General features: G+C 37.4%; 27 protein-coding genes. 12 read left to right on the forward strand and 15 right to left on the reverse strand.

The annotated features are described in order from the left end of the window. Nucleotides 1–48 precede the first annotated feature (48 nt). Nucleotides 49–1,011, forward strand: a complete 963-nt coding sequence (locus GKP30_RS16260) for an NADPH:quinone reductase (protein WP_216830520.1) — start codon at nt 49–51, stop codon at nt 1,009–1,011. Nucleotides 1,012–1,079: 68 nt separating this feature from the next. Beyond that, nucleotides 1,080–1,418, forward strand: coding sequence for a hypothetical protein (locus GKP30_RS16265; RefSeq protein ID WP_216830521.1), 339 nt, complete (start codon nt 1,080–1,082; stop codon nt 1,416–1,418). Nucleotides 1,419–1,537: 119 nt separating this feature from the next. On the opposite strand, the gene GKP30_RS16270 is transcribed toward GKP30_RS16265, so the two are convergent. Genes GKP30_RS16270 through GKP30_RS16300 form a run of 7 tightly spaced genes read right to left on the reverse strand, consistent with a single transcriptional unit; the run spans nt 1,538 to nt 7,142 of the window. Next, nucleotides 1,538–2,068 carry a chromate transporter gene (locus tag GKP30_RS16270; protein ID WP_216830522.1) on the reverse strand — a complete coding sequence of 177 codons (531 nt, stop codon included), beginning with the start codon at nt 2,066–2,068 and terminating at the stop codon, nt 1,538–1,540. After that, nucleotides 2,065–2,631, reverse strand: a complete 567-nt coding sequence (locus tag GKP30_RS16275; RefSeq protein WP_216830523.1) for a chromate transporter — start codon at nt 2,629–2,631, stop codon at nt 2,065–2,067. The genes GKP30_RS16270 and GKP30_RS16275 overlap by 4 nt, the downstream gene beginning before the upstream one ends. 17 nt (nt 2,632–2,648) lie before the next feature. Beyond that, nucleotides 2,649–4,262 (reverse strand): gamma-glutamyltransferase, encoded by a 1,614-nt coding sequence (ggt, locus tag GKP30_RS16280; RefSeq protein ID WP_216830524.1) that lies wholly within the window; start codon nt 4,260–4,262, stop codon nt 2,649–2,651. Nucleotides 4,263–4,291: 29 nt separating this feature from the next. Further along, complete coding sequence (bluB, locus tag GKP30_RS16285; RefSeq protein ID WP_216830525.1) at nt 4,292–4,945, reverse strand: 5,6-dimethylbenzimidazole synthase; 654 nt, start codon at nt 4,943–4,945, stop codon at nt 4,292–4,294. Nucleotides 4,946–4,957: 12 nt separating this feature from the next. Then, the gene (locus GKP30_RS16290) at nt 4,958–5,716 is read right to left on the reverse strand and encodes an SDR family NAD(P)-dependent oxidoreductase (RefSeq protein ID WP_216830526.1); all 759 of its coding nucleotides are present in this window, start codon (nt 5,714–5,716) and stop codon (nt 4,958–4,960) included. Nucleotides 5,717–5,720: 4 nt separating this feature from the next. Next, a complete protein-coding gene (gene mutY / locus GKP30_RS16295) occupies nt 5,721–6,809 on the reverse strand; it encodes an A/G-specific adenine glycosylase (protein WP_216830527.1) in 1,089 nt (362 codons plus the stop codon). Nucleotides 6,810–6,827: 18 nt separating this feature from the next. Beyond that, the gene (locus GKP30_RS16300; protein WP_216830528.1) at nt 6,828–7,142 is read right to left on the reverse strand and encodes a hypothetical protein; all 315 of its coding nucleotides are present in this window, start codon (nt 7,140–7,142) and stop codon (nt 6,828–6,830) included. A gap of 242 nt (nt 7,143–7,384) precedes the next feature. Between GKP30_RS16300 and GKP30_RS16305 the strand changes: the two genes are divergently transcribed. Beyond that, entirely contained in the window at nt 7,385–8,368 is a 984-nt protein-coding gene (locus tag GKP30_RS16305) for a metal-dependent hydrolase (protein ID WP_216830529.1), read from the forward strand. Between the two features lie 74 nt (nt 8,369–8,442). Here GKP30_RS16305 and GKP30_RS16310 read toward each other — a convergent pair whose 3' ends face one another. Then, complete coding sequence (locus GKP30_RS16310; protein WP_216830530.1) at nt 8,443–8,709, reverse strand: YfhJ family protein; 267 nt, start codon at nt 8,707–8,709, stop codon at nt 8,443–8,445. Between the two features lie 133 nt (nt 8,710–8,842). Between GKP30_RS16310 and sspK the strand changes: the two genes are divergently transcribed. Beyond that, nucleotides 8,843–8,989, forward strand: a complete 147-nt coding sequence (sspK, locus tag GKP30_RS16315) for a small, acid-soluble spore protein K (protein WP_216830531.1) — start codon at nt 8,843–8,845, stop codon at nt 8,987–8,989. Between the two features lie 44 nt (nt 8,990–9,033). Further along, nucleotides 9,034–9,180 (forward strand): YpzG family protein, encoded by a 147-nt coding sequence (locus tag GKP30_RS16320; RefSeq protein WP_075388112.1) that lies wholly within the window; start codon nt 9,034–9,036, stop codon nt 9,178–9,180. Between the two features lie 95 nt (nt 9,181–9,275). On the opposite strand, the gene GKP30_RS16325 is transcribed toward GKP30_RS16320, so the two are convergent. The 3 genes from GKP30_RS16325 to recX all read right to left on the reverse strand — a co-directional run bounded on the left by GKP30_RS16325 (nt 9,276) and on the right by recX (nt 12,250). After that, on the reverse strand, nt 9,276–9,584 hold the full coding sequence (locus tag GKP30_RS16325; RefSeq protein ID WP_216830532.1) for a YfhH family protein: 309 nt from the start codon (nt 9,582–9,584) through the stop codon (nt 9,276–9,278). 89 nt (nt 9,585–9,673) lie between these two features. Beyond that, entirely contained in the window at nt 9,674–11,347 is a 1,674-nt protein-coding gene (locus GKP30_RS16330) for an L-lactate permease (protein ID WP_216830533.1), read from the reverse strand. 93 nt (nt 11,348–11,440) lie between these two features. After that, on the reverse strand, nt 11,441–12,250 hold the full coding sequence (gene recX, locus GKP30_RS16335; RefSeq protein ID WP_216830534.1) for a recombination regulator RecX: 810 nt from the start codon (nt 12,248–12,250) through the stop codon (nt 11,441–11,443). A 181-nt stretch (nt 12,251–12,431) separates the two neighbouring features. Here recX and GKP30_RS16340 point away from each other — a divergent pair, with 181 nt between their 5' ends. From GKP30_RS16340 to GKP30_RS16370, 7 genes are all read left to right on the forward strand, one after another. Beyond that, nucleotides 12,432–13,340, forward strand: a complete 909-nt coding sequence (locus tag GKP30_RS16340; protein ID WP_216830535.1) for a TIGR01777 family oxidoreductase — start codon at nt 12,432–12,434, stop codon at nt 13,338–13,340. A gap of 125 nt (nt 13,341–13,465) precedes the next feature. Beyond that, nucleotides 13,466–13,576 carry a YfhE family protein gene (locus GKP30_RS16345; protein WP_216830536.1) on the forward strand — a complete coding sequence of 37 codons (111 nt, stop codon included), beginning with the start codon at nt 13,466–13,468 and terminating at the stop codon, nt 13,574–13,576. Nucleotides 13,577–13,702: 126 nt separating this feature from the next. Then, nucleotides 13,703–13,861 carry a YfhD family protein gene (locus GKP30_RS16350; protein WP_216830537.1) on the forward strand — a complete coding sequence of 53 codons (159 nt, stop codon included), beginning with the start codon at nt 13,703–13,705 and terminating at the stop codon, nt 13,859–13,861. A 429-nt stretch (nt 13,862–14,290) separates the two neighbouring features. Then, nucleotides 14,291–14,815: a diaminobutyrate acetyltransferase gene (gene ectA / locus GKP30_RS16355; protein ID WP_216830538.1), complete on the forward strand. Its 525-nt coding sequence runs from the start codon at nt 14,291–14,293 to the stop codon at nt 14,813–14,815. Between the two features lie 120 nt (nt 14,816–14,935). Further along, the gene (gene ectB, locus GKP30_RS16360) at nt 14,936–16,219 is read left to right on the forward strand and encodes a diaminobutyrate--2-oxoglutarate transaminase (protein ID WP_216830539.1); all 1,284 of its coding nucleotides are present in this window, start codon (nt 14,936–14,938) and stop codon (nt 16,217–16,219) included. Nucleotides 16,220–16,308: 89 nt separating this feature from the next. Further along, complete coding sequence (locus tag GKP30_RS16365; RefSeq protein WP_216830540.1) at nt 16,309–16,698, forward strand: ectoine synthase; 390 nt, start codon at nt 16,309–16,311, stop codon at nt 16,696–16,698. Between the two features lie 149 nt (nt 16,699–16,847). Beyond that, entirely contained in the window at nt 16,848–17,048 is a 201-nt protein-coding gene (locus GKP30_RS16370; protein ID WP_216830541.1) for a PLDc N-terminal domain-containing protein, read from the forward strand. A gap of 16 nt (nt 17,049–17,064) precedes the next feature. Here GKP30_RS16370 and GKP30_RS16375 read toward each other — a convergent pair whose 3' ends face one another. From GKP30_RS16375 to GKP30_RS16390, 4 genes are all read right to left on the reverse strand, one after another. After that, nucleotides 17,065–17,367, reverse strand: coding sequence for a hypothetical protein (locus tag GKP30_RS16375; RefSeq protein ID WP_216830542.1), 303 nt, complete (start codon nt 17,365–17,367; stop codon nt 17,065–17,067). A gap of 238 nt (nt 17,368–17,605) precedes the next feature. Then, nucleotides 17,606–17,770, reverse strand: coding sequence for a hypothetical protein (locus GKP30_RS16380; RefSeq protein ID WP_216830543.1), 165 nt, complete (start codon nt 17,768–17,770; stop codon nt 17,606–17,608). A 186-nt stretch (nt 17,771–17,956) separates the two neighbouring features. Beyond that, nucleotides 17,957–18,427: a DUF3052 domain-containing protein gene (locus GKP30_RS16385; protein ID WP_216830544.1), complete on the reverse strand. Its 471-nt coding sequence runs from the start codon at nt 18,425–18,427 to the stop codon at nt 17,957–17,959. Between the two features lie 161 nt (nt 18,428–18,588). Then, entirely contained in the window at nt 18,589–19,680 is a 1,092-nt protein-coding gene (locus GKP30_RS16390; protein WP_216830545.1) for a nitric oxide synthase oxygenase, read from the reverse strand. Nucleotides 19,681–19,753 lie beyond the last annotated feature (73 nt).

Consider the following 19,753-nt stretch of genomic DNA (forward strand, 5'->3'; position numbering starts at 1 on the left):
ATAAGAAAACACTTAAATACTGAAGTTCTCTCTATAGGAGGTCAAAAGATGAAAGCTGTTGCATATCAAAAATACGGTGGACCTGAAGTCCTCGAAGTCATAGAAGTCGCTAAACCTACACCACAGCCTAATGAAGTTTTAGTAAAAGTAGGCGCCAGTGGAATTAATCCTGTTGATACATACTTCCGCTCTGGTATTCGCCCTGTTGATCAATTTCCCTATATCCCTCACTTTGATTTAGGCGGAACTGTTGTTGAGGTAGGAGACAGTGTAACGAAATGGAAAGTTGGCGATCGAGTCTGGGGTACAAACATCAAAGGTACTGCAGCAGAGTTTGTTGCTGTGTCAGAAGAAAAGGTGTTCCCACTTGCAAGTCATTTAAGTGAAGAAGATGGTGCAGCCTTATCTATGGCATTTATGACTGCTTATTTAGCCCTTTTTAATCGTGCTCGATTAACAAAAGGCGAAACCGTGCTTATTTACGGTGCTGCTGGTGCTGTTGGGAATGCAGCTGTACAACTCGCAAAACAACATGGAGCAAGTGTTATTGCTACTGCAAGTTCACCTGAAAAAGCTAAGATCGCAACGAATGCAGGCGCTGATGAAGTCATTCTCTATAATGAAACAAATCTAGTTGATGCTGTAAAAGCTTGGACAAAAAACGAAGGGGTTCCAGTCATTCTCGATGTTTCATTAAGTGAAAATATGGAAACTGACTTTGAAGTGTTAGCAAATGGTGGACGAATCGTTACAATTGGCTCACCAAAAAACAATACACCAACATTGCCATGGCGATTTCTTAATATGAAGAATGCTTCGTTAATTGGCGTCCTTTTATTTACAGCGCGCCCACATGAATTAAAGGCTGCTGGAGAAGAAATTTCAAAACTGTTTGCAGAAAAGAAGTTAACTACTCATATCGCGAAAGTCTTTAATTTTAAAGAAGCAAATAAAGCGCACGAAGCTATTGAAAGTAAAAGCTTTAGCGGAAATATTCTAATCACCCCATAATACATGTTTATAAATACTCTCTCTTGCAAAACCTAACAAAAAATGAGGGCAAGGGGGAGTATTTTCTAATGAATAAAGATATTTATTACGTTAATCTAAATCCTATTAGTATGGATAACATCAGTCGTACACCTGTTCATGACGGACAAATGATTGAATATGAAATTGAAGCCACCGACGAGCAATATCGAGACCTGCAAAAGCTATTACAAGAAGTTCAGGCACATGACTTAGAAGCTGCTGATCTTTTTACATTTAAACACTTTAATGAAGAGTTCTCTGAAGCTGACCGTCGCGAAACACAGCGCGGGCTTAACCAAGTCTACCGCATTATCTATGAGCTTGGCACACCTACAACGAAAAAGGCGCTTGAAGAAATTCATTTAATGGATAATGACGAGGTATAGTTAACATTGTGCATTAAAATGAGAAGAGGCTGACTTCATATGAAAGTCAGCCTTTTTCTCATCAGGATAATCTCTTAACTTCGTTTGAGCATATTTTTGATAGACAAGGTTTATAAGAACTACCCTAAAAATACTGCTCCATATACTAATGCACCTGCGATAACGAGAGCGGGATGCACCTTCCATTTTTCTAAAAGTAAAAAACTAATAATGATTAATACTCCCGTTTGCCAAATTCCTGTTGCTTCGTATGAAGAAGCAAAGAAACGGTACGCTAATACTCCTAGTAATACAGCAATTGTTGGACGAATAAGCATCGTCATTTTTTTTACTTTTGGTGAGTGACGGAATTTGTATAATAGGCTTAGTAGTGCAATCATTAAGACAAGAGATGGTGCTACAGTCGCAAATACACCGACGATCGCACCGAATACTCCTCCTTGTTCGTAGCCAACAAATCCAGCCATTTTCGTAGCAATTGGACCAGGTAATGCATTACCTAATGCTAACACCTCTCCAAATTCATCAACCGTCATCCAACCATACCTATGGACAACTTCATGCTCAATTAATGGGATTGAGGCTGGCCCCCCACCATAACCAATGATACCTGGAATGAAAAACGCAATGAAGATTTCAATATAAATCATGATGGATCAGCCTCCTTTTCACTAGTTTTTCTTTTTCTTCCAACTAGTGCATATGTAAGGAGAACGGCAATAACAATCCCTGGATGTACTCCTAAAAACTCAATAATGACTAATGAAATAATTACGAGAGCTGAAGTTTTCACCCAGCCAAGTCCTTCTTTACCCTTATCGAAAAATTGCCACGTTAATACGGCCATCATGACACCTACCACAGGAAGAACCCCATGTGTCATTCCTTGAACCCAAGCCTGATCTTTATAGGCAGCTAATGACGTTAGGAATACAATCATTAGGATGATGGTTGGAACGATCGACGCCATAAGTGCATTTATCATTCCAACATAACCACCCACACGATATCCAATATAACCTGCCATCTTCGTTGCAATTGGACCAGGTAGAGTATTACCAATGGCTAAAATATCTCCAAACTCATCGTTATCCATCCATTTGTATCGTTCAACAACCTCTTTTTGAACGAGAGGGATGGACGCTGGTCCACCCCCATAACCAAAAATCCCTACTCTAAAAAAGGCAATAAAAATTTCCCACTGTAACTTCATGCTGCTCTTCCTCTCTATTACCAGACAGCAATTGCTCCATCTGTCCGCATCTCAGTTCCTCCTGCTAAGACACCCGTTTTCGGATCTCTCCAAATAATTTGCCCTCTACCGAAGCTGCCAGAATGAGGTGCAATTTGAATTTGGTGTCCTTTTTCTGCTAACGCTTGGACGAGATGACTTGGCATTGATTGTTCAACAAGAACTGTCTTATCTTTCATCCACTGCCAACGCGGAGCATCTAAAGCTGATTGTGGATTTAGATGAAAATCAATAGTATTCATAATAACTTGCATATGTCCTTGTGGCTGCATAAAACCACCCATTACTCCAAACGGACCTACAGGCTCATTATCTTTTGTTAAAAAGCCTGGAATAATTGTATGGAAAGTTTTCTTATTTGGAGCAAGAGCATTGTCATGCTCCGGGTCCATCGAGAAGTTATGACCACGGTTTTGTAGAGCGATTCCTGTACCAGGTACAACAAGTCCTGATCCAAAGCCCATATAGTTACTTTGAATAAATGAAACCATATTTCCTTCTTCATCAGCCGTTGCTAAATAAACCGTTCCGCCTCTTGGTGGTTCGCCAGCTTCTGGCATTAATGCCTCATCACCGATAAGGTCTCTTCTTGCTTTTGTATACTCTTCAGATAAGAGCTTGTCCACTGTCGTTTTCATCGCGTTTGGTTCGGTAATATACTTCATGCCATCTACAAACGCTAATTTCATGGCCTCAATTTGCTTATGTAATGTATCAACACTATCACGTTGTGAAAATTCATAACCTTTGGCAATATTTAATGCCATAAGGGCAATGAGCCCTTGCCCGCTCGGTGGAATTTCCCACACATCATAACCGCGGTAGTTAACACTAATAGGGTCTACCCATTCAGGAGTGAAGTTTTGTAAATCTTCTTTACGTAAAAACCCACCATATTGTTTAGAGAACTCATCGATCTTATCAGCAATAGTACCTTCATAAAAATCCTTTGCGCCTGTTTCAGCAATTGCGCGTAACGTTTCAGCATGGCCTTTTGATGACCAAAGCTCTCCTACTTCAGGCGGCCTGCCATTTGGTGCAAATGTATCGAACCAATACTTAAACTCATCACCATCCAGCTGTTTCTTATAGCTATTGTAAGCACCTTTCCAAAAGTATGCTAATATCGGTGATAATGGGTATCCATTTTCAGCGTACTCTATCGCTGGTTGGAGAACTTCTTTTAAAGGTAATTTCCCGAACTTTTCCGATAATTCAGCCCATGCTGCTGGGACACCAGGTACTGTAACAGGGATCCAGCCAAACTTCGGAATTTCTTCATGCCCTTTTTCTTTAACTGCATCGATAGAAATTGCGCTTGGTGAAGGACCACTTGCATTTAAGCCATGTAATTCTCCCTTTGTCCAAACGAGTGCAAAAGCATCTCCACCAATCCCGTTAGAGGTAGGTTCAACTACTGTAAGACAAGCTGCTGTTGCAATCGCAGCATCAATCGCATTTCCACCTTTTTTAAGAATATCCAAACCTACTTGAGCAGCAAGTGGTTGAGAAGTTGCCACCATTCCTTTTTTTCCATATGTGACCATTCGCTGTGATGAATAAGGATACTCATTTCCTTTTTCTAATAACATGTAAATGCCCCCTTTTTATGTCTTATTTTCTATTCTACTTTGTTTCCCCATTTTTCTGCAAAAATAAGTCCTTCTAATTGACGTCTTATCTCCCAGCCTTCTGCTTCTAAAATTGGTTTTTCAGGATAAGTATTAGTATATCCAATCGAGAGCAACGCCACAGGATCAATATGAGGTGGAATGTTTAATATATCTCTAATATCATTTTTCTTATAAAAGCTTACCCAGCCCAAAGCTAACCCTTCTACTGTAGCCGCAAGCCACATATTTTGAATAGCACACGCTGTAGACATAATATCTGTTTCAGGAATTGAGTTTCTTCCCAAAACATGAGATCCACCTCGGGTTGGATCACATGTCACACAAATTGTAATTGGTGCTTCTTTTAATCCTTGTACTTTTAGTCCAAGAAACTTTTGATGTCTTTCATCCGTATCTTCATAATGTATGGCAAGAGCCCTCTTCTCTTTATTAGCTGCCCAAGCAAGCTTCTCTTTTACTTCATTTGATTGAATAATAATAAAGTTCCATGGTTGCATAAAGCCTACTGATGGTCCATCATGGCCTGCCTGAATGATGTTCATAATTGCTTGCTCTGGAATTTCTTTATTTGTAAATGTTCTTACATCACGACGGCGTTTAATGACATCATATACCGTTTTTTTCTGCTCTTCATTATACATAGCCGTTCCCCCTTAGAAATTTGATTTTGATTGACCACCATCAACATTTAAGGTCGCCCCTACAACCCATGAAGCTTTTTCACTCGCTAAAAAAAGAACTGTATTTGCTACTTCCTCCACTGTCCCAAAACGGCCAGCGGGAATTTCATTCTCAACGAATTGATTGATTTTTTCAGGATTTTCCTCTAAGCGTCTTTGCCAATTACCTGTTGGGTGTAGAATTGAGCCAGGTGCAATACCGTTTACCCGAATCCCATCTTTAATCACTTCATCTGCAAGCGATTTAGTAAAACTAATCATCGCAGCCTTTGCACTATTATATGTCGGTTTTCCACCTGATTCCCTACCGAAAATCGATGAAATATTCACGATTGCTCCTGACTGGTTTTTCTTCATAACTGGTATTGCCAGTTTACTAAATTGAACAGCGGAGAAGTAATTAAGCTGCATCGCCTCTTCAAACAAAGATAGGTCTGTTTCTAAAGTTGTTGAACCGTTACTTCCACCTACATTATTAACAAGAATATCAATCGTTCCAAAGTGAGAGAGCAGCTGTTCAAATGCCCGCTCCCGTTCTATAGCATTCGTTAAATCTGCTGCAATACAAACAATGTTTCCAAGCTCTTGCTGCACCGCTTCTAAAACGGCAGTATCTCTTGCCATTATTGCTACTCTTGCCCCTTCTGCAATAAAGCCTTTTGCGATAGCTTTACCAATTCCTTTAGATCCGCCAGTTACTAATACTACTTTATTCTGTAAATTTAAATCCATACGTTCACCTTCTTATTTGCTGTTCAATTATTTTTTGATGCGAAACTGGAAAAGGATAGCTTTCGATTGAATTTGCATCCACCCATCTCGTTCCCTCATTATTCAATTGATTTTCTTCAATAACGGTTCCTTCATATACGGTAATATTCCAGACCAAATGTGAAAAAACATGCTCTACCTTCTGGACTTCTTCACCGATTTTAACCGACATCCCTAGCTCTGTACTTATGAAGTCTTTCAGGCAATCTGGCTCACTTTTTTTACTTTTTGTTGTTTCAATGTTAGGAAACTGCCATAGTTTCGCTAGCAACCCAGTGTCTGGACGCCGTTGGATAAGTACTTCACCCTTCTGATTCCTCAATACAATAGCAGCCATATCTTTTACCTTTACTTTTGTTTTCTTCTCTTTAATTGGCAAGCTCTTTTCTTTTCCAACATAGTAAGCTCGGCAATGTTCGCGAACAGGACACAACAAACAGCCAGGTGACCGCGGTGTACACACCAAGGCACCTAACTCCATTAAACCTTGATTGAATTCTGACGGCTTGTGCTGCGAGATCAATTTAGTTAATGCACTTTCAAAGATTGGCCTTGTCTTGGCCTTGCCAATATCTTCTTCAATTAAGAGAATTCTTGAAATGACTCGCATGACATTTCCGTCTACAGCTGGTTCAGGCTTATTATAAGCAATACTTAAAACGGCTCCAGCTGTATAGGGTCCTACTCCTTTTAATTGGCTAATTTCTTTTTTCGTATCTGGTACCTTTCCTCCGTACTCCTCTACAACTTCACGGACTGCTGTTTGTAAATTTCTTACGCGAGAATAATAACCTAAACCCTCCCACGCCTTTAAAACTTGCTGTTCTTCAGCGAAAGCCAAATCTTGTAGTGTTGGAAATTTATGTACAAAATTATTATAATAAGGGATAACCGTATCGACTCGAGTTTGCTGCAGCATGACTTCTGAAACCCAAATTCGATACGGATCCTTTGTCTTTCGCCAAGGTAAATCTCTTTGATGTTCTTCAAACCAATGAACTAGTTGTTCCTGAAAACCTTTTATGTCAAATTCTCGTAGTATTTCTGTCGTCAACCTTGTACCCTCCAGTTGTTACACTTCTTTCTTAGCACGAAATGCCCAACAATGAATTTTTTCCTTTCCACCTTCAACCATAGAATGAATTCTACTAAAAAGGTGATGTTCATCATCTCGTCTAAGTTTTTTCAAAGCTACATAATGTGCTTCTGTTGGAACCTTAAACATTTCTACATACAAATGTGGTTGATCTGTTGCAACAAACCACTGTATCTCTTTCGCTTCAAAGTTCGGAAGTTCGGCAATGATATGTTCCATAGCTTGTTCATATTCATTAACATTATCTGGTTTTATTCTATACTCCATGAAAATTTGTAAAGATTGTGTCATAATCTCAATTCCCCCTTTTTAATAAGGTCAATTTCGGGTATAAATAAAGTAATGACTGTAAATAAGAAAAATATAGAAACTAATATTCCACACTATAAATAAAATCCCCAAAAAGCCAATCTTTTCTGAAGGGTCACTACGTACCGCTTTTGGGTAAGATTTGTTTTTGAACAGGAGCGATCTGTATATAGTGAAACAGCTTATTTTTATCATCAAGCTTCACCGAAAGGAGGTAGTTCAGCTTGGATACTGGAACTCACGTTGTAATGGGAATTGCTCTCGGTGGGCTTGCCACACTAGATCCTGTCGTTGGAAATGACCCAGTAATGAGACAGACCGTGATGGTAGCAGCCATTATCGGCTCACAAGCACCTGACTTTGATACCGTTCTAAAGTTAAGAAATAATGCTGTTTACATACGTAATCACCGAGGAATAACACACTCCTTACCAGCTATCTTAATCTGGCCTTTTATAATCGCTGGAGGTATTTCTATGTTAGTTCCAGAAGTGAATTATTTACATTTATGGCTTTGGACATTTATTGCTGTTTTCCTTCATGTTTTTGTCGACATTTTTAACGCTTATGGGACACAAGCTTTGCGACCGATAACTCAAAGATGGGTTGCCCTTGGATCGATAAACATTTTTGACCCTTTTATATTTCTAGCACATGTTGTTGGAATTATTTTATGGCGTTACGGCTTTGATCCAGGCTATACCTTTTTGGCTATTTATTTTGTTCTTATACTTTATTATATTTGGAGGTTTCAAGCTCGATCAAAAGTGATTGCTCATGCTAAGTCTCTCCATCCAACAGCAACTCATGTGTTTATTTCACCAACATTTCGTTGGAATCAATGGCATTTAGTTATAAGAACGAAAGAAATGCTATATGTTGCAGAATCAAGAAATCATAGAATAAATTTCTTTGAACAATATCCTTTTGAACCTATTCCAGATGATCCCATTATTAATGCAGCTAGAAAAGATGCAAACCTTTCTGCATTTCTATCCTTTTCTCCTACATACCGGTGGGAGGTTGAAAGTGATAACTGCCAATATGAGGTAAGATTTATCGACCTAAGATACAGAACAAAAGGGCATTATCCTTTTGTTGCCATTGTGCAATTAGATGAAGATCTTAATATTTTGAGCTCATATACAGGTTGGGTATATAGTGAAGAAACATTAAAACGGAAACTTGAATTATCAACACAATCTTAAGGTTGACTCTTATGTGGCATTTCATTATGCCACTGGAGCCAACCGTTTCCTTTTTATAAGAGGTAAACACATATTTAGTTTTTTAAGCCATCATCTTCAAGTAAATGTTTAAATTTCTCATTTTTTGAAGCGTATGAATGCAAATATGGTCCATAATTCGTTATCCATTGCATTACAATTTGCTCGGTTTTTTCGGGTCCCTCATAGGTTCTTCCTGATTTAGCACGTGTTGCTTCAAAATCCTCCCATAAGCTTTCCACCCATTTTCGAGCTTGGCCATAAGATAATTTATCATTTCGTCTCATTAATTGGTCCGCTAAGCGCTCAAATCGTTCATTCATTTAACTTTACCTCCTATAACAATTATTGCATATCATATGATGGCTTGTACCATCTCATACTATAAGAGAAGCAAGCAATGATGCTTCAATGTTTGGTCCAACTTTAAGTTGTAGTTCAAAGGAGGGTTCACCGATGCGTAACAAAGAGAAAGGATTTCCAAACCGTATGTCATTTTCGGGAGAACCAAGAGCAAAAGAAGAATATTCTTCTAAACGAGCTGACGGTAGCATTCGAGATCATCCCCAACAGCGGATGAAGCAATCGAATCAATCTCGCTAAATGATTTTGATTTCATTTCTCTAAGCTATTAGGAGGTGTTTACCTTGCATAAGGTAAGAGGTAAAAACTACGCTGATCCATTCCAATCTCCACGAGCTAATCCAAAGCATGCATTCCATCAAGTGAACGGTGAAACAGAAAGAGGTCTCCACAACTACGTTCTTAAAGTTCAAACAAGAAAACGTTCGTAACTCTCATGAACGTTTAAGTCTTCACAACCTTTTCCTTCCTTATTTTAAAGGAGAAGCAACTCCTCTGCTTCTCCTTTTTTCTTGACTAAATTGACTTATTTATTTTTCAATAAAGAAATTGGTACCCCTTCTAGTTCACTGCTTCCATTTCGGAAACCCCAAGCAAACCTTCCGTTCATATACGAAATTACAAAGGTTGATTGATCATCGACCATTTCATATGTTGTCCCTGGTTGATAATCTTCAGGATCAAGTAAATAAGCTTTGGCAAGAAGCATTTTACGCTCATAGACAGCAAACTCACTAACCATTCCCATTTGTTCTGCTTTTTTTGCTTTTTCATTTAACCGTCCTATTTCATTATTGAGTTCATAGGCCGTCATTTCACTATAACGCTTTTCCATTTCCACGCCTCCATCGGCTTTAACCATATTATTTACTTATTATAATTGATTTTCGCTAATGGAACCAATAACAATGCTTTCCTCTCACGCTATAAAATGAGATAGGCAAAAATCAAACCAATCACACCTGAAAAAAATGCATAATAAAACATAGGTAATAATGTTAACCGAATGATGGGTCCTTCCTTACCTAATAAGCCAACAACTGAAGCTGCTGCCACTACATTTAGCACACAAATCATATTTCCTCCATTGGACCCTAGAACTTGTAATGCTAAGACTAACATAGGATCAACGCCAATTTGATCTGCAACGCTAAATTGAAAAAGGGAAAACATCATATTACTAAATGTCGCACTACCAGATACAAATGATCCAAGTGCTCCGATAAAAGGCGCTACAAGCGGCCAGCTTCCCCCCAATGCACCTGATACCGTATTTGCTAATTCCATCGGCATACTCTCCAAACCAGCTCCGTTTACGCCAGAATTAATGAAAATACGTACCATTGGAACTGCTGTAAACAATGTAACAGCGCTTCCTACAACAGCTTGGGCGGAAGAGCCAATTGCTGTTTTTATTTTGGCAGTGTTCATCTTATGAATCACAAAAGTAATTAGGACAACCATTACGAAAATCGTTCCAGGTAAGTATAGCGGCTCAAGACTAGTACTAATATTTGTATTTAAAATATTGGGCCAGCTTAATCGTACAGATTGAAACCAAGCTTTAAATGGCAATACTTCTAGTCGCGTTAGAACGAGAAAAAGTCCCACAAGTAAATAAGGCACCCAAGCCATAACTAAGTTTAATGAAGGATCTTTTTTTTCTTTCTTATGAGAAGTTAAGACTTTTCCTACCCAGTCAGGTGACCATTTTTCACTTGGAGCAAAGTCCCAAGCTTGTTTTGGAAGTAGGAAGCCTCTTTTAGCCGCAGGAACTACGACCATTAATCCAAATAATCCACCAAAGATAGATGGAAACTCTGGACCAAGAAAAACAGCTACTAGTAAGGCCGGGACGGTAAATGCTAGCCCTGCAAATAACGCGAACTTCCAGACTTGCAAGCCTTCTCGCCATGATTTGTTCTCACCAAAAAAGCGCGTCAACATGACGACAAGAATGAGTGGCATAAATGTGCCAACAAATATATCTATTTGCATGACTTGAGCTCCAACACCTTTAATATACTCTCCAATATGAGTAGGGTCAGTTAAATAAGGTGTCACTACAGCTGCTATTTGAGAACCTTCTTGCAACCCCTGTTCTACCCCGACAATAACAGGTGTCCCTACTGCCCCAAAAGAAACAGGGCTACTATCAGCTATCAAGGCGAGGACAACGGCTGCTAATGGAGGAAAACCTAGTGCAACTAGAAGAGGAGCTGCAATTGCTGCTGGAGTCCCAAAACCTGCTGCCCCTTCAATAAAAGCTCCAAAAAGCCATGCAATAATAATGAGCTGAACTCTTCTATCAGGGCTAATTTCTAAAAAGCTATTTCTAATTGTCGTTATAGCCCCACTTAGCTGCAAAGTATTTAATAATAAGATAGCTCCAAAGACAATATATAAGATTGAAAAACCAATAATAATTCCCTCTAAAGACGCCGCAACAATTTGAACAAAAGGAACTTTCCAATACAAGTACGCTAATAAGCCCGTTGCAACTAAGCTAATTGGCATCGCTTTTATCGCAGGCATCCTCAATACTACTAGAAACAATAAAACGGCAATGATTGGAGTTAAAGCTACGATGCTACTCACAAAAATTTACTCCCTTTCTATCGCTTAGATATAACCATAATAACAAAGTATGTTCAATCATTCACAATCTCTTTGTTATTATTTTATGACATTTTATTGTTCCCTATTTTCCTCTAAGTATTGATCAATGAGGTCTAGTGGAAATCCTTTTTTATAAAGCCACTGCTTCATTTTATATCGATATTCATAATCCCCTAAATGAGCAAACTTTTTTTTGCCCTTTTCAGCTTGGAATGAGATAGCTTCCCACTTTTGATCATTATCAAAGGAAACTGTGCTTGTCCTAATCCCTTCCTCAATGGCTTCATATGAATACCCTTTGGCTAGAAGTTGGCGTGTAATTCTTTGTTGATATGCTTGTTCTGACTCCCTTAACGTTTTCTTCGCTTGTTTCTCGATCCATTTTAAAATATGTTCTAATTGTTCAGCATATGTATATTCATCAAGAGCCTCTAATGCTATCTTTCCGTAAATTCCTTTCTTTGAAAGCTCCTGTTTAATATTCTTAGGGCCTTTTACTCCAGTATTTTTTTTCGTACGTACAAAAGCAGTTGCAAAATCATTATCATTTAAAAAGTTATATTCATTGAGCTTTTTAAGTACTAAGGATATTTCTTGGTCGGCAAATTCTTTTCTTTTTAAATAGTCGATGACTTCTTTTTCTGATCTCATCCGGTACGATAAATAGGATAATGCTAAGTTATAGGCTTTTTTCACTTTATCTTCAGCCAGTATTTTTTCAACTGCTTCAACATCAATCTCCATTCCTTTTTTAAGACCCCAAGAAATAAGTACATCTTGATCAACACTAAACCCGTACTCTTCTCCGGCTCCATTATCGATAAAGATATTAAAACGCTCAGCATTATTTTTTTGCGTAGTAATTTTTGTAATAACAGCCATCCAACCCAACTCCTTTCTTCAGTGGTTTGTATCATTAAAGGTTTTGTTAATATTATGGATATAGGTTGATTTAACAACCTTATTTTAAAAGGTATTTTACTTTTGTAATTTTTATAAATTACTTATACTATAACTAAACAATAGTTGAACATCCATTAAATTCTTGAAAGGCGGTGGTTTTATGAATATTGCAATTGCTGGAGGTACTGGCTTTATCGGTACAGAACTAACACAACATTTCACAAAACAAGGTCATCAAATTTATATTTTAACGCGAACGCCTAAAGAAAAGAAGGAGAACATTAACTTTATTCAATGGTTAGTTCCAGATTCTAAGCCACATGAGAAGCTTCCCAAAATTGATGTATTTATTAATTTAGCTGGAGAGTCGATTGGTGCTGGTCGCTGGACTCAGCAGAGAAAAGAGCGAATTTTAAAAAGCAGAATTACAGCTACGAAAGCTGCCGTTTCGTTGATGGAACAACTAGAACATAAGCCTTCAGTGTTTATTAACGCTTCTGCAATTGGTGTATATGGGCATTCTAATACGATTACCTTTACAGAAAAAAATACCGACGGAGGCAAACAAAATTTTTTAAAAGACGTTGTAGTACAATGGGAGAAAGAGGCAGAAAAAGCCAAAAATATCAGTATCCGCACCGTCCTACCTCGCCTAGGGTTGGTCTTAGATAAAAATGAAGGTGCACTACCTAAGATGTTGCTTCCCTACGAGTTGTTTGCTGGGGGAGCTTTAGGATCAGGAGAACAATGGTATTCATGGATTCACATTCAAGATGTTGTTGGAATGATTGAGTTTGCGATAAATAATGACCAAATAGAGGGAGCCTTAAATGTAACTTCACCTAACCCTGTTCAGATGAAAGAAATGGGCAAAGCTATTGCTTCTGCTTTAAAACGCCCGCATTGGTTACCGACACCTTCTTTTGCATTAAAACTAATTTTAGGTGAAATGAGTGCCTTACTCCTTGAAGGACAGCGAGTCATACCTGATAAAGCTATTCACCATGGTTTTACGTTTTCTTTTCCATCCATTGACGGGGCGTTAAAGCATTTATTAGCAAATGATTAATATGAAATCATAGTCCTTATGTAATTCATAATTTTGCTAATCCAAAATTTGCTTATAGTAATAGAATATTTTTCCTTCAATATACTCATACTGTAATTATCACTTCAATACTAGGAGGAAAAATTATGGAGAAAAAGAAACGTCGTGACCAACAAGAAAGACATACTCTAAAAAAGGCACAACAAGTAACATATCAATCAGAATTCAAAGCTGCTGATCGTGCTGCTCGCAGATAATTAGTCTGGGTACCTTTTTTGTGTTTGGAAAATATTTTATCACATGAACGTTAAGCTCCTTTCTCAAAATAACAATAGGTGTTGTTATAGATACAACATCGATAATTAAGCGAGGAGGGTTCTTAAATGGGTAAAAAGCGAAAAAAACAACAACAAATTGCTAATGTAGATAACGATGGAATGAATGTAGAGTACTCTGCAGAATTAGCTGATGCTGAAGATATTGAAGCAAATGAACGCGCAGCTGCTGCTGATCGACGCGCAAAAAAGAAGAAAAATAAATAGCTCCCAATAAAAATTTAAATACTTAAACTAGCGGTTGACTTTCGAAGCAGTAAGATAATGCTCTTAAGTCAGCCGTTTTAGTTTGATTTTTTAGTCATTAACAACTTGTTTTATAGCCAAAAATCAGCAACACAATGTTCTTTAAGACTGCTTATATAATAATTCGTCATCTTTTGTTAGATTTGCTCACATTTTTTCAAATTGTTCGAAAACACTAAGATATGGAAGGAATATGAAAGATACGTGCTCTTAATAGATGGTAACGTAAGTCATCCTAATTAATCATTGATTATCCTTAAATAGCTGGTTTGCTTTAATTTCCACATCCCCTTATCATTTATAATAGCTAAGTTAAATATTTATAAATCATCCATTTAAGGAGGAATACGCTATTATTTACAATAATTTGCGATTTGTAGGTGAAAAGCGATGAGTCAACTAACAAAGACACTTACCCAACCTATTCCAAACGTAACTTTTGAAAAGCCTTCTGTTGAAGATGGCGCTGCAATGTGGGAACTTGTGAATAACTCTACGCTAGATTTAAATTCTTCATACAAATACATTATGTTTTGTGAGTTTTTTGCAGAAACATGTGTCGTAGCAAAAGAAAATGGCAAGGTGGTAGGGTTTGTTACAGCTTTCATACCTCCTACGAAACCAGATGTCATTTTTGTATGGCAAATCGGAGTTGATGCTTCTCAAAGAGGAAAGGGTCTTGCATCTCACCTTTTACAAGAGTTGATTATCCGAGAAGGTTGCCAAAACATTAATTATCTCGAAGCCACTGTTACACCTTCTAATCAGGCCTCTCAATCACTATTCCGACGCCTTGGGCGAGATCTCAAAACGACCTGCGAAGTGTTAGAATGTTTCTCTGAAGATTTGTTTCCTGGGGACGACCATGAAGCAGAACTTACTTTCCGAATTGGACCATTCAATAAAGATAAATAATTACTTGTAAAAATTTATTAGGAATGCGCTTGATTCGATCGGCACATGTGAAACACTTCACAAAATTTTAGATTGATGATAATTCCTTTCTTACAAAATAAAAGGAGGATCTATATAAAAATGGAAACGAATAATTTAAGTATTTTTAATGAATTAGAATCAGAGGTACGTAGTTATTGTAGAAGCTTTCCCGCTGTTTTTAACAAAGCAAAAGGTTACAAATTATGGGATGTTGAAGGAAATGAATATATTGATTTCTTCTCTGGTGCCGGTGCATTGAACTACGGTCACAATGATCCTAAAATGAAGGCTAAGCTAGTGGATTATATCTTAAATGATGGAATTGCCCATTCCTTAGATAAAGCCACTGAAGCAAAAGCAGAGTTTTTAGAGAAATTTAATAATGTAATTCTTAAACCTCGTAATATGGAATACAAAGTTATGTTCCCTGGACCAACAGGAACAAACACAGTAGAAAGTGCATTAAAACTTGCAAGAAAAGTGACTGGCCGTACAGATGTAATTAGCTTTACTAATGGTTTTCACGGGATGACAATTGGTTCTTTATCAGTAACAGGTAATTCCTTTAAACGTAAGGGTGCTGGTATTCCATTGCAACATGTCGTAACAATGCCATATGATAGCTTCGTCAATGACGAACTCGACACTCTGGAGTATCTCGAGCGCTTTTTAGAAGATAACGGAAGCGGAGTTGAAATTCCTGCCGCTATGATCCTCGAGACAGTCCAAGGTGAAGGAGGCATTAATGCTGCCCGTTTCGAGTGGCTGCAAAAAGTAGAAAGCATTTGTCGCCGATGGGGAATTTTACTCATCATTGATGATGTTCAAGCAGGTGTGGGAAGAACAGGTACATTCTTCTCTTTTGAAGAAGCTGGTATTAAACCAGATATCGTTTGCTTATCAAAATCAATTGGCGGCTACGGTTTACCGCTTGCTTTAACTTTAATTAATCCTAAATATGATATTTGGGAGCCTGGTGAGCACAACGGAACATTCCGTGGCAATAACCTAGCATTTGTTACTGCAACTGAAGCACTTACTTATTGGGAAAATGATGCTTTTGAGAAAAGTATCCAAAAGAAATCTAAAAAGATCTCTGAGTTTTTAGTTGGGCTTACTGTAAAGTACCCACAAATTAAAGGTGAAGTTCGCGGTCGTGGATTTATGCAAGGAATTGTGACCGAGGTAGATGGCCTTGCTTCTGATATTGCGAAAGCTGCCTTTGAACGTGGTCTTATCATGGAGACAGCAGGTCCAAATGATGAAGTATTTAAACTCTTCCCTGCTCTTACGATTGATGATGAAGGACTAGAAAAAGGTTTTGCTATTATCGAAGAAAGCATCCAAAGCCTAGTAAACGAAAAAGAACTCGTATCTTCATAAGATTATAACTATAGAAAGGTATCAGCGCCATAAATGCGCTGATGCTAAATATCATATCTTAAATACAAAATTATTGGAGGAAACTACAAATGAAAGTCATTAAATTAGAAGATGTTATTGGAACTGAAAATGAAGTAAAAAGTGATAATTGGATTAGCCGTAGGTTATTATTTAAGAAGGACGGAATGGGATACTCCGTAAATGATACAATTATTAAAGAAGGTACAGAAACTCACATTTGGTACCAAAATCATTTAGAAGCGGTTTATTGTATTGAGGGTGAAGGTGAAGTAGAAACTTTAAGCGATAATAAAATTTATAAGATTACTCCGAACACTCTATATGCTTTAGATAAACATGATGAGCACCTACTTCGTGCAACAAAAGGCGATATGCGCATGGTGTGTGTATTTAACCCACCACTTACTGGACGAGAAGTTCATGATGAAAATGGCGTATATCCAGTTGATGAAGACTAATACTAAAACAACCTAAAAAAGCTGTGCTTAGGATTTGTATCCTACGGCACAGCTTTTTATTTTCTACTATGGTCTCTAATCATATTTCCATGCTTTGTACATATCTATGATAAAATAAAGGTGTATTATTATGTAAAGGAGACTATTATATGGAAGTGATTGCAGCGTTTAGTGTTATCTTATTTTTTATATTTGGTTTATTTCTTTTAAACATATTCACTAGTATTTGGGCTTATCGTGATGCTATTAGTAATGGAAATAGTAAGGAATATGCCCTGCTTGTTTTAATAGGAACCTTATTTTTTCCGATCCTAGGATTAATCGTTTATTTTTTCATTCGAAATGACTGAACCAATAATACCTTTATTAATGCAGAAGGATTTTTTGAAACTTAATATTATTCGAATTAATTCCAATTGTTTCTAATAAGTCCTTAACCTCATCTAATGAATCAGCAGGATATGCTGACTGACAAATATGATCTGTTTTGGACAATTTTTCTTCAGTTATTACTTCTTCTACCATGAGGTCTTTCATTGAAGATATAACTTTGATTACCTCTTCATCTCTCTCAAACGAAATGAGTCCAGTAACGTTGTTGTATAAAATAATAAGCGGTACATTTGTCAGTGGATGTACAAAATGTGCTTTATAAATAGCTTGTTCCATAGTTCAAACCCCTCCTTCTTACTTTAGTTCATATTCTACCATGAAAAAATGAAAGTCTCACATAAATTGAAACTTTTTCAGAACCAATCGAGTTGTTACAGCGCTTATCTCCCACTTAGCTACCGCTTCCTCGAAGGCTTAAAGTGGGAGTCTTAGTGCCAGTAGAACTAGATAAAAATAAGGATGACTCATAGGCTGCTTATATCGAAGCCCCTCCTTGAATCATCCTCATCTTAATTTATTTTTTCATGTTGCTATCAATCTCTGATAATAGTTTACTAGCATCTCTTGCTGTTAGCCTTTCAATTGAGTGAGCAATTCGATTACCAATTATCATAAAGCCTAAGAAAAGGGAAAAAAACACAATAACGAAAACAACAACAAAACCTTCAAATAACCCCATATGTCCCCTCCTTGTAATATGCTTTATGAAACTATATGAGGTTAGCAGGCGTTATATGTGCGGTAATTCTCATTCATACCACAATAAATTGAAGATCTTTTGAACTTTTTCAATCACATCCTTTAAAAAGATCAAAAAAAACACGAAGACCTCGCCATCTTCATGTTCTTTTTCTTAGTACGCTTGTCAGTTGTTTTCTAGCTCACTTACACGCCGCTTTCCTTTTTCCGAAACAGCCTGTTTTCTTACCATCGTCTTAATATTAGTAACATGACGAAAACGTAGTGCAGACCAATCTTCGTCGACTGCAACTTGACGTACAGGTTCATAGTCTTTATCTGCTAATAACTCTGCTACTGATTCGCGACTACAATTAGATCCTTTGTATGTTTTAGAAGATTTCTTCGGATAACATAACCAGAGTAATCCGTCTTCCGAAATTACCTCTACTGCTTTACCACCTAACTCTCGTAAAAGTTCATTTGAAGTGCCAAAAACTTGAACAAAAGTGTAGTTTTCTTCTTTCACCTCTGTATGAACTTCTGCTTCAAATGAAGCAATGACTTCCTCATATTCTTTCGGAGCATTTAGAATTAAGACAGGTTTGCTCTGGTCTTTTAACTGTAATTTTTTAATAACAAGGTTGATTTCTTTCATTATGGTCGCCCTTTCGATAATCATAAATTTTCCAATTTTATTATAGGTGAATGGTTTGTAAGTATCAAAAGGAGTAATTCCACTGAAACTAAAGCTGACTCGATAGTGATGACCCCTTCTATTCTAGAAGAGTGGATTATACGAGGCAGCTTCTTCTTCATTTATTCATAACGTTTATCTTGGTAGAAGTAATTAGGAGTCAACACTTCATTTTCATATGGTTTGTGAAAAATATGAGTTGTAGCTGGTGAAACAGGTGGTATTAGCCATGTCCAATCTCCTGTTATCGATCGTGAACAACGTTTTTCTTTTTCCTCAAAATGTTGAAATTGAGATGCTGCGGTATGATGATCGACGATACTAACGCCGTTCTTTTTAAATGAATGCAAAACTGCAACATTTAACTCAATTAAAGCTTTATCTTTCCATAATGTCGAAGCACGACTCGTATCTAACCCCATAATTGAAGCAATTTTAGGAAGCATGTTGTAACGATCTTCATCAGCTAAATTCCTTGCTCCAATTTCCGTACCCATATACCAGCCATTAAAAGGAGCCGCTGTATAGTGGATACCTCCAATTTCAAGCTTCATTTCTGATACAATCGGGACAGCATACCACTTTAATTGCAAGTCAGCAAACCCTTTAATCTCTGGATGAATAAGTGGAACTTCTAAAACGATATCCTTAGGAATATCAAACCATTGTGGATCTCCCTTTTTCAATTGAATAACGTAAGGTAATACATCAAAATGTGTCCCCTCATCCTTCCATCCTAACTCTTCACAAAACTTAGTAAATGAAATAGAAGCTGGATCACCAATGATCCCATACTCTGTATCATATCCTGCATAGCGTATTAGTTGATAGTTCCATATTCTTACTTGTTCTTCACCATTAATAACAGGTTTAAACACTGTTATTGTCGGGAGGATTTTCCCACCATTAGTCCCGTATGTAATATGCTTATTTAAGGCACTAATGACTTGTTCACCAGTATCTGCATTTCTTGCATCTAAGACATGAAGACTATCCCAGAATAATCGACCAATACAACGATTGCTATTCCGCCATGCCATCCGTGCTCCATGCTCAAGTTCTTCATATGTATGATCGTAATGTCCCGTTTTTTCAATTTCTTCTCTAACCTCTGTTAACCTTGCCTTAATTTGTTCCTCATTTTTACCTAGTTCTCTATAACAGATATATATGAAATTTTCCGCTTCTGTCAATAAATCTTGCTTTGTTTGCAAAACTGTCCACCCCATTGTTATAAATAACCCTTTTTTTAGTATGACCGTATTAATTATCATTATTATAGCCGAC

Origin of the sequence: Alkalihalobacterium elongatum, from assembly GCF_019024285.1 — a bacterium.
GTDB lineage: Bacteria > Bacillota > Bacilli > Bacillales > Bacillaceae_F > Alkalihalobacterium > Alkalihalobacterium elongatum.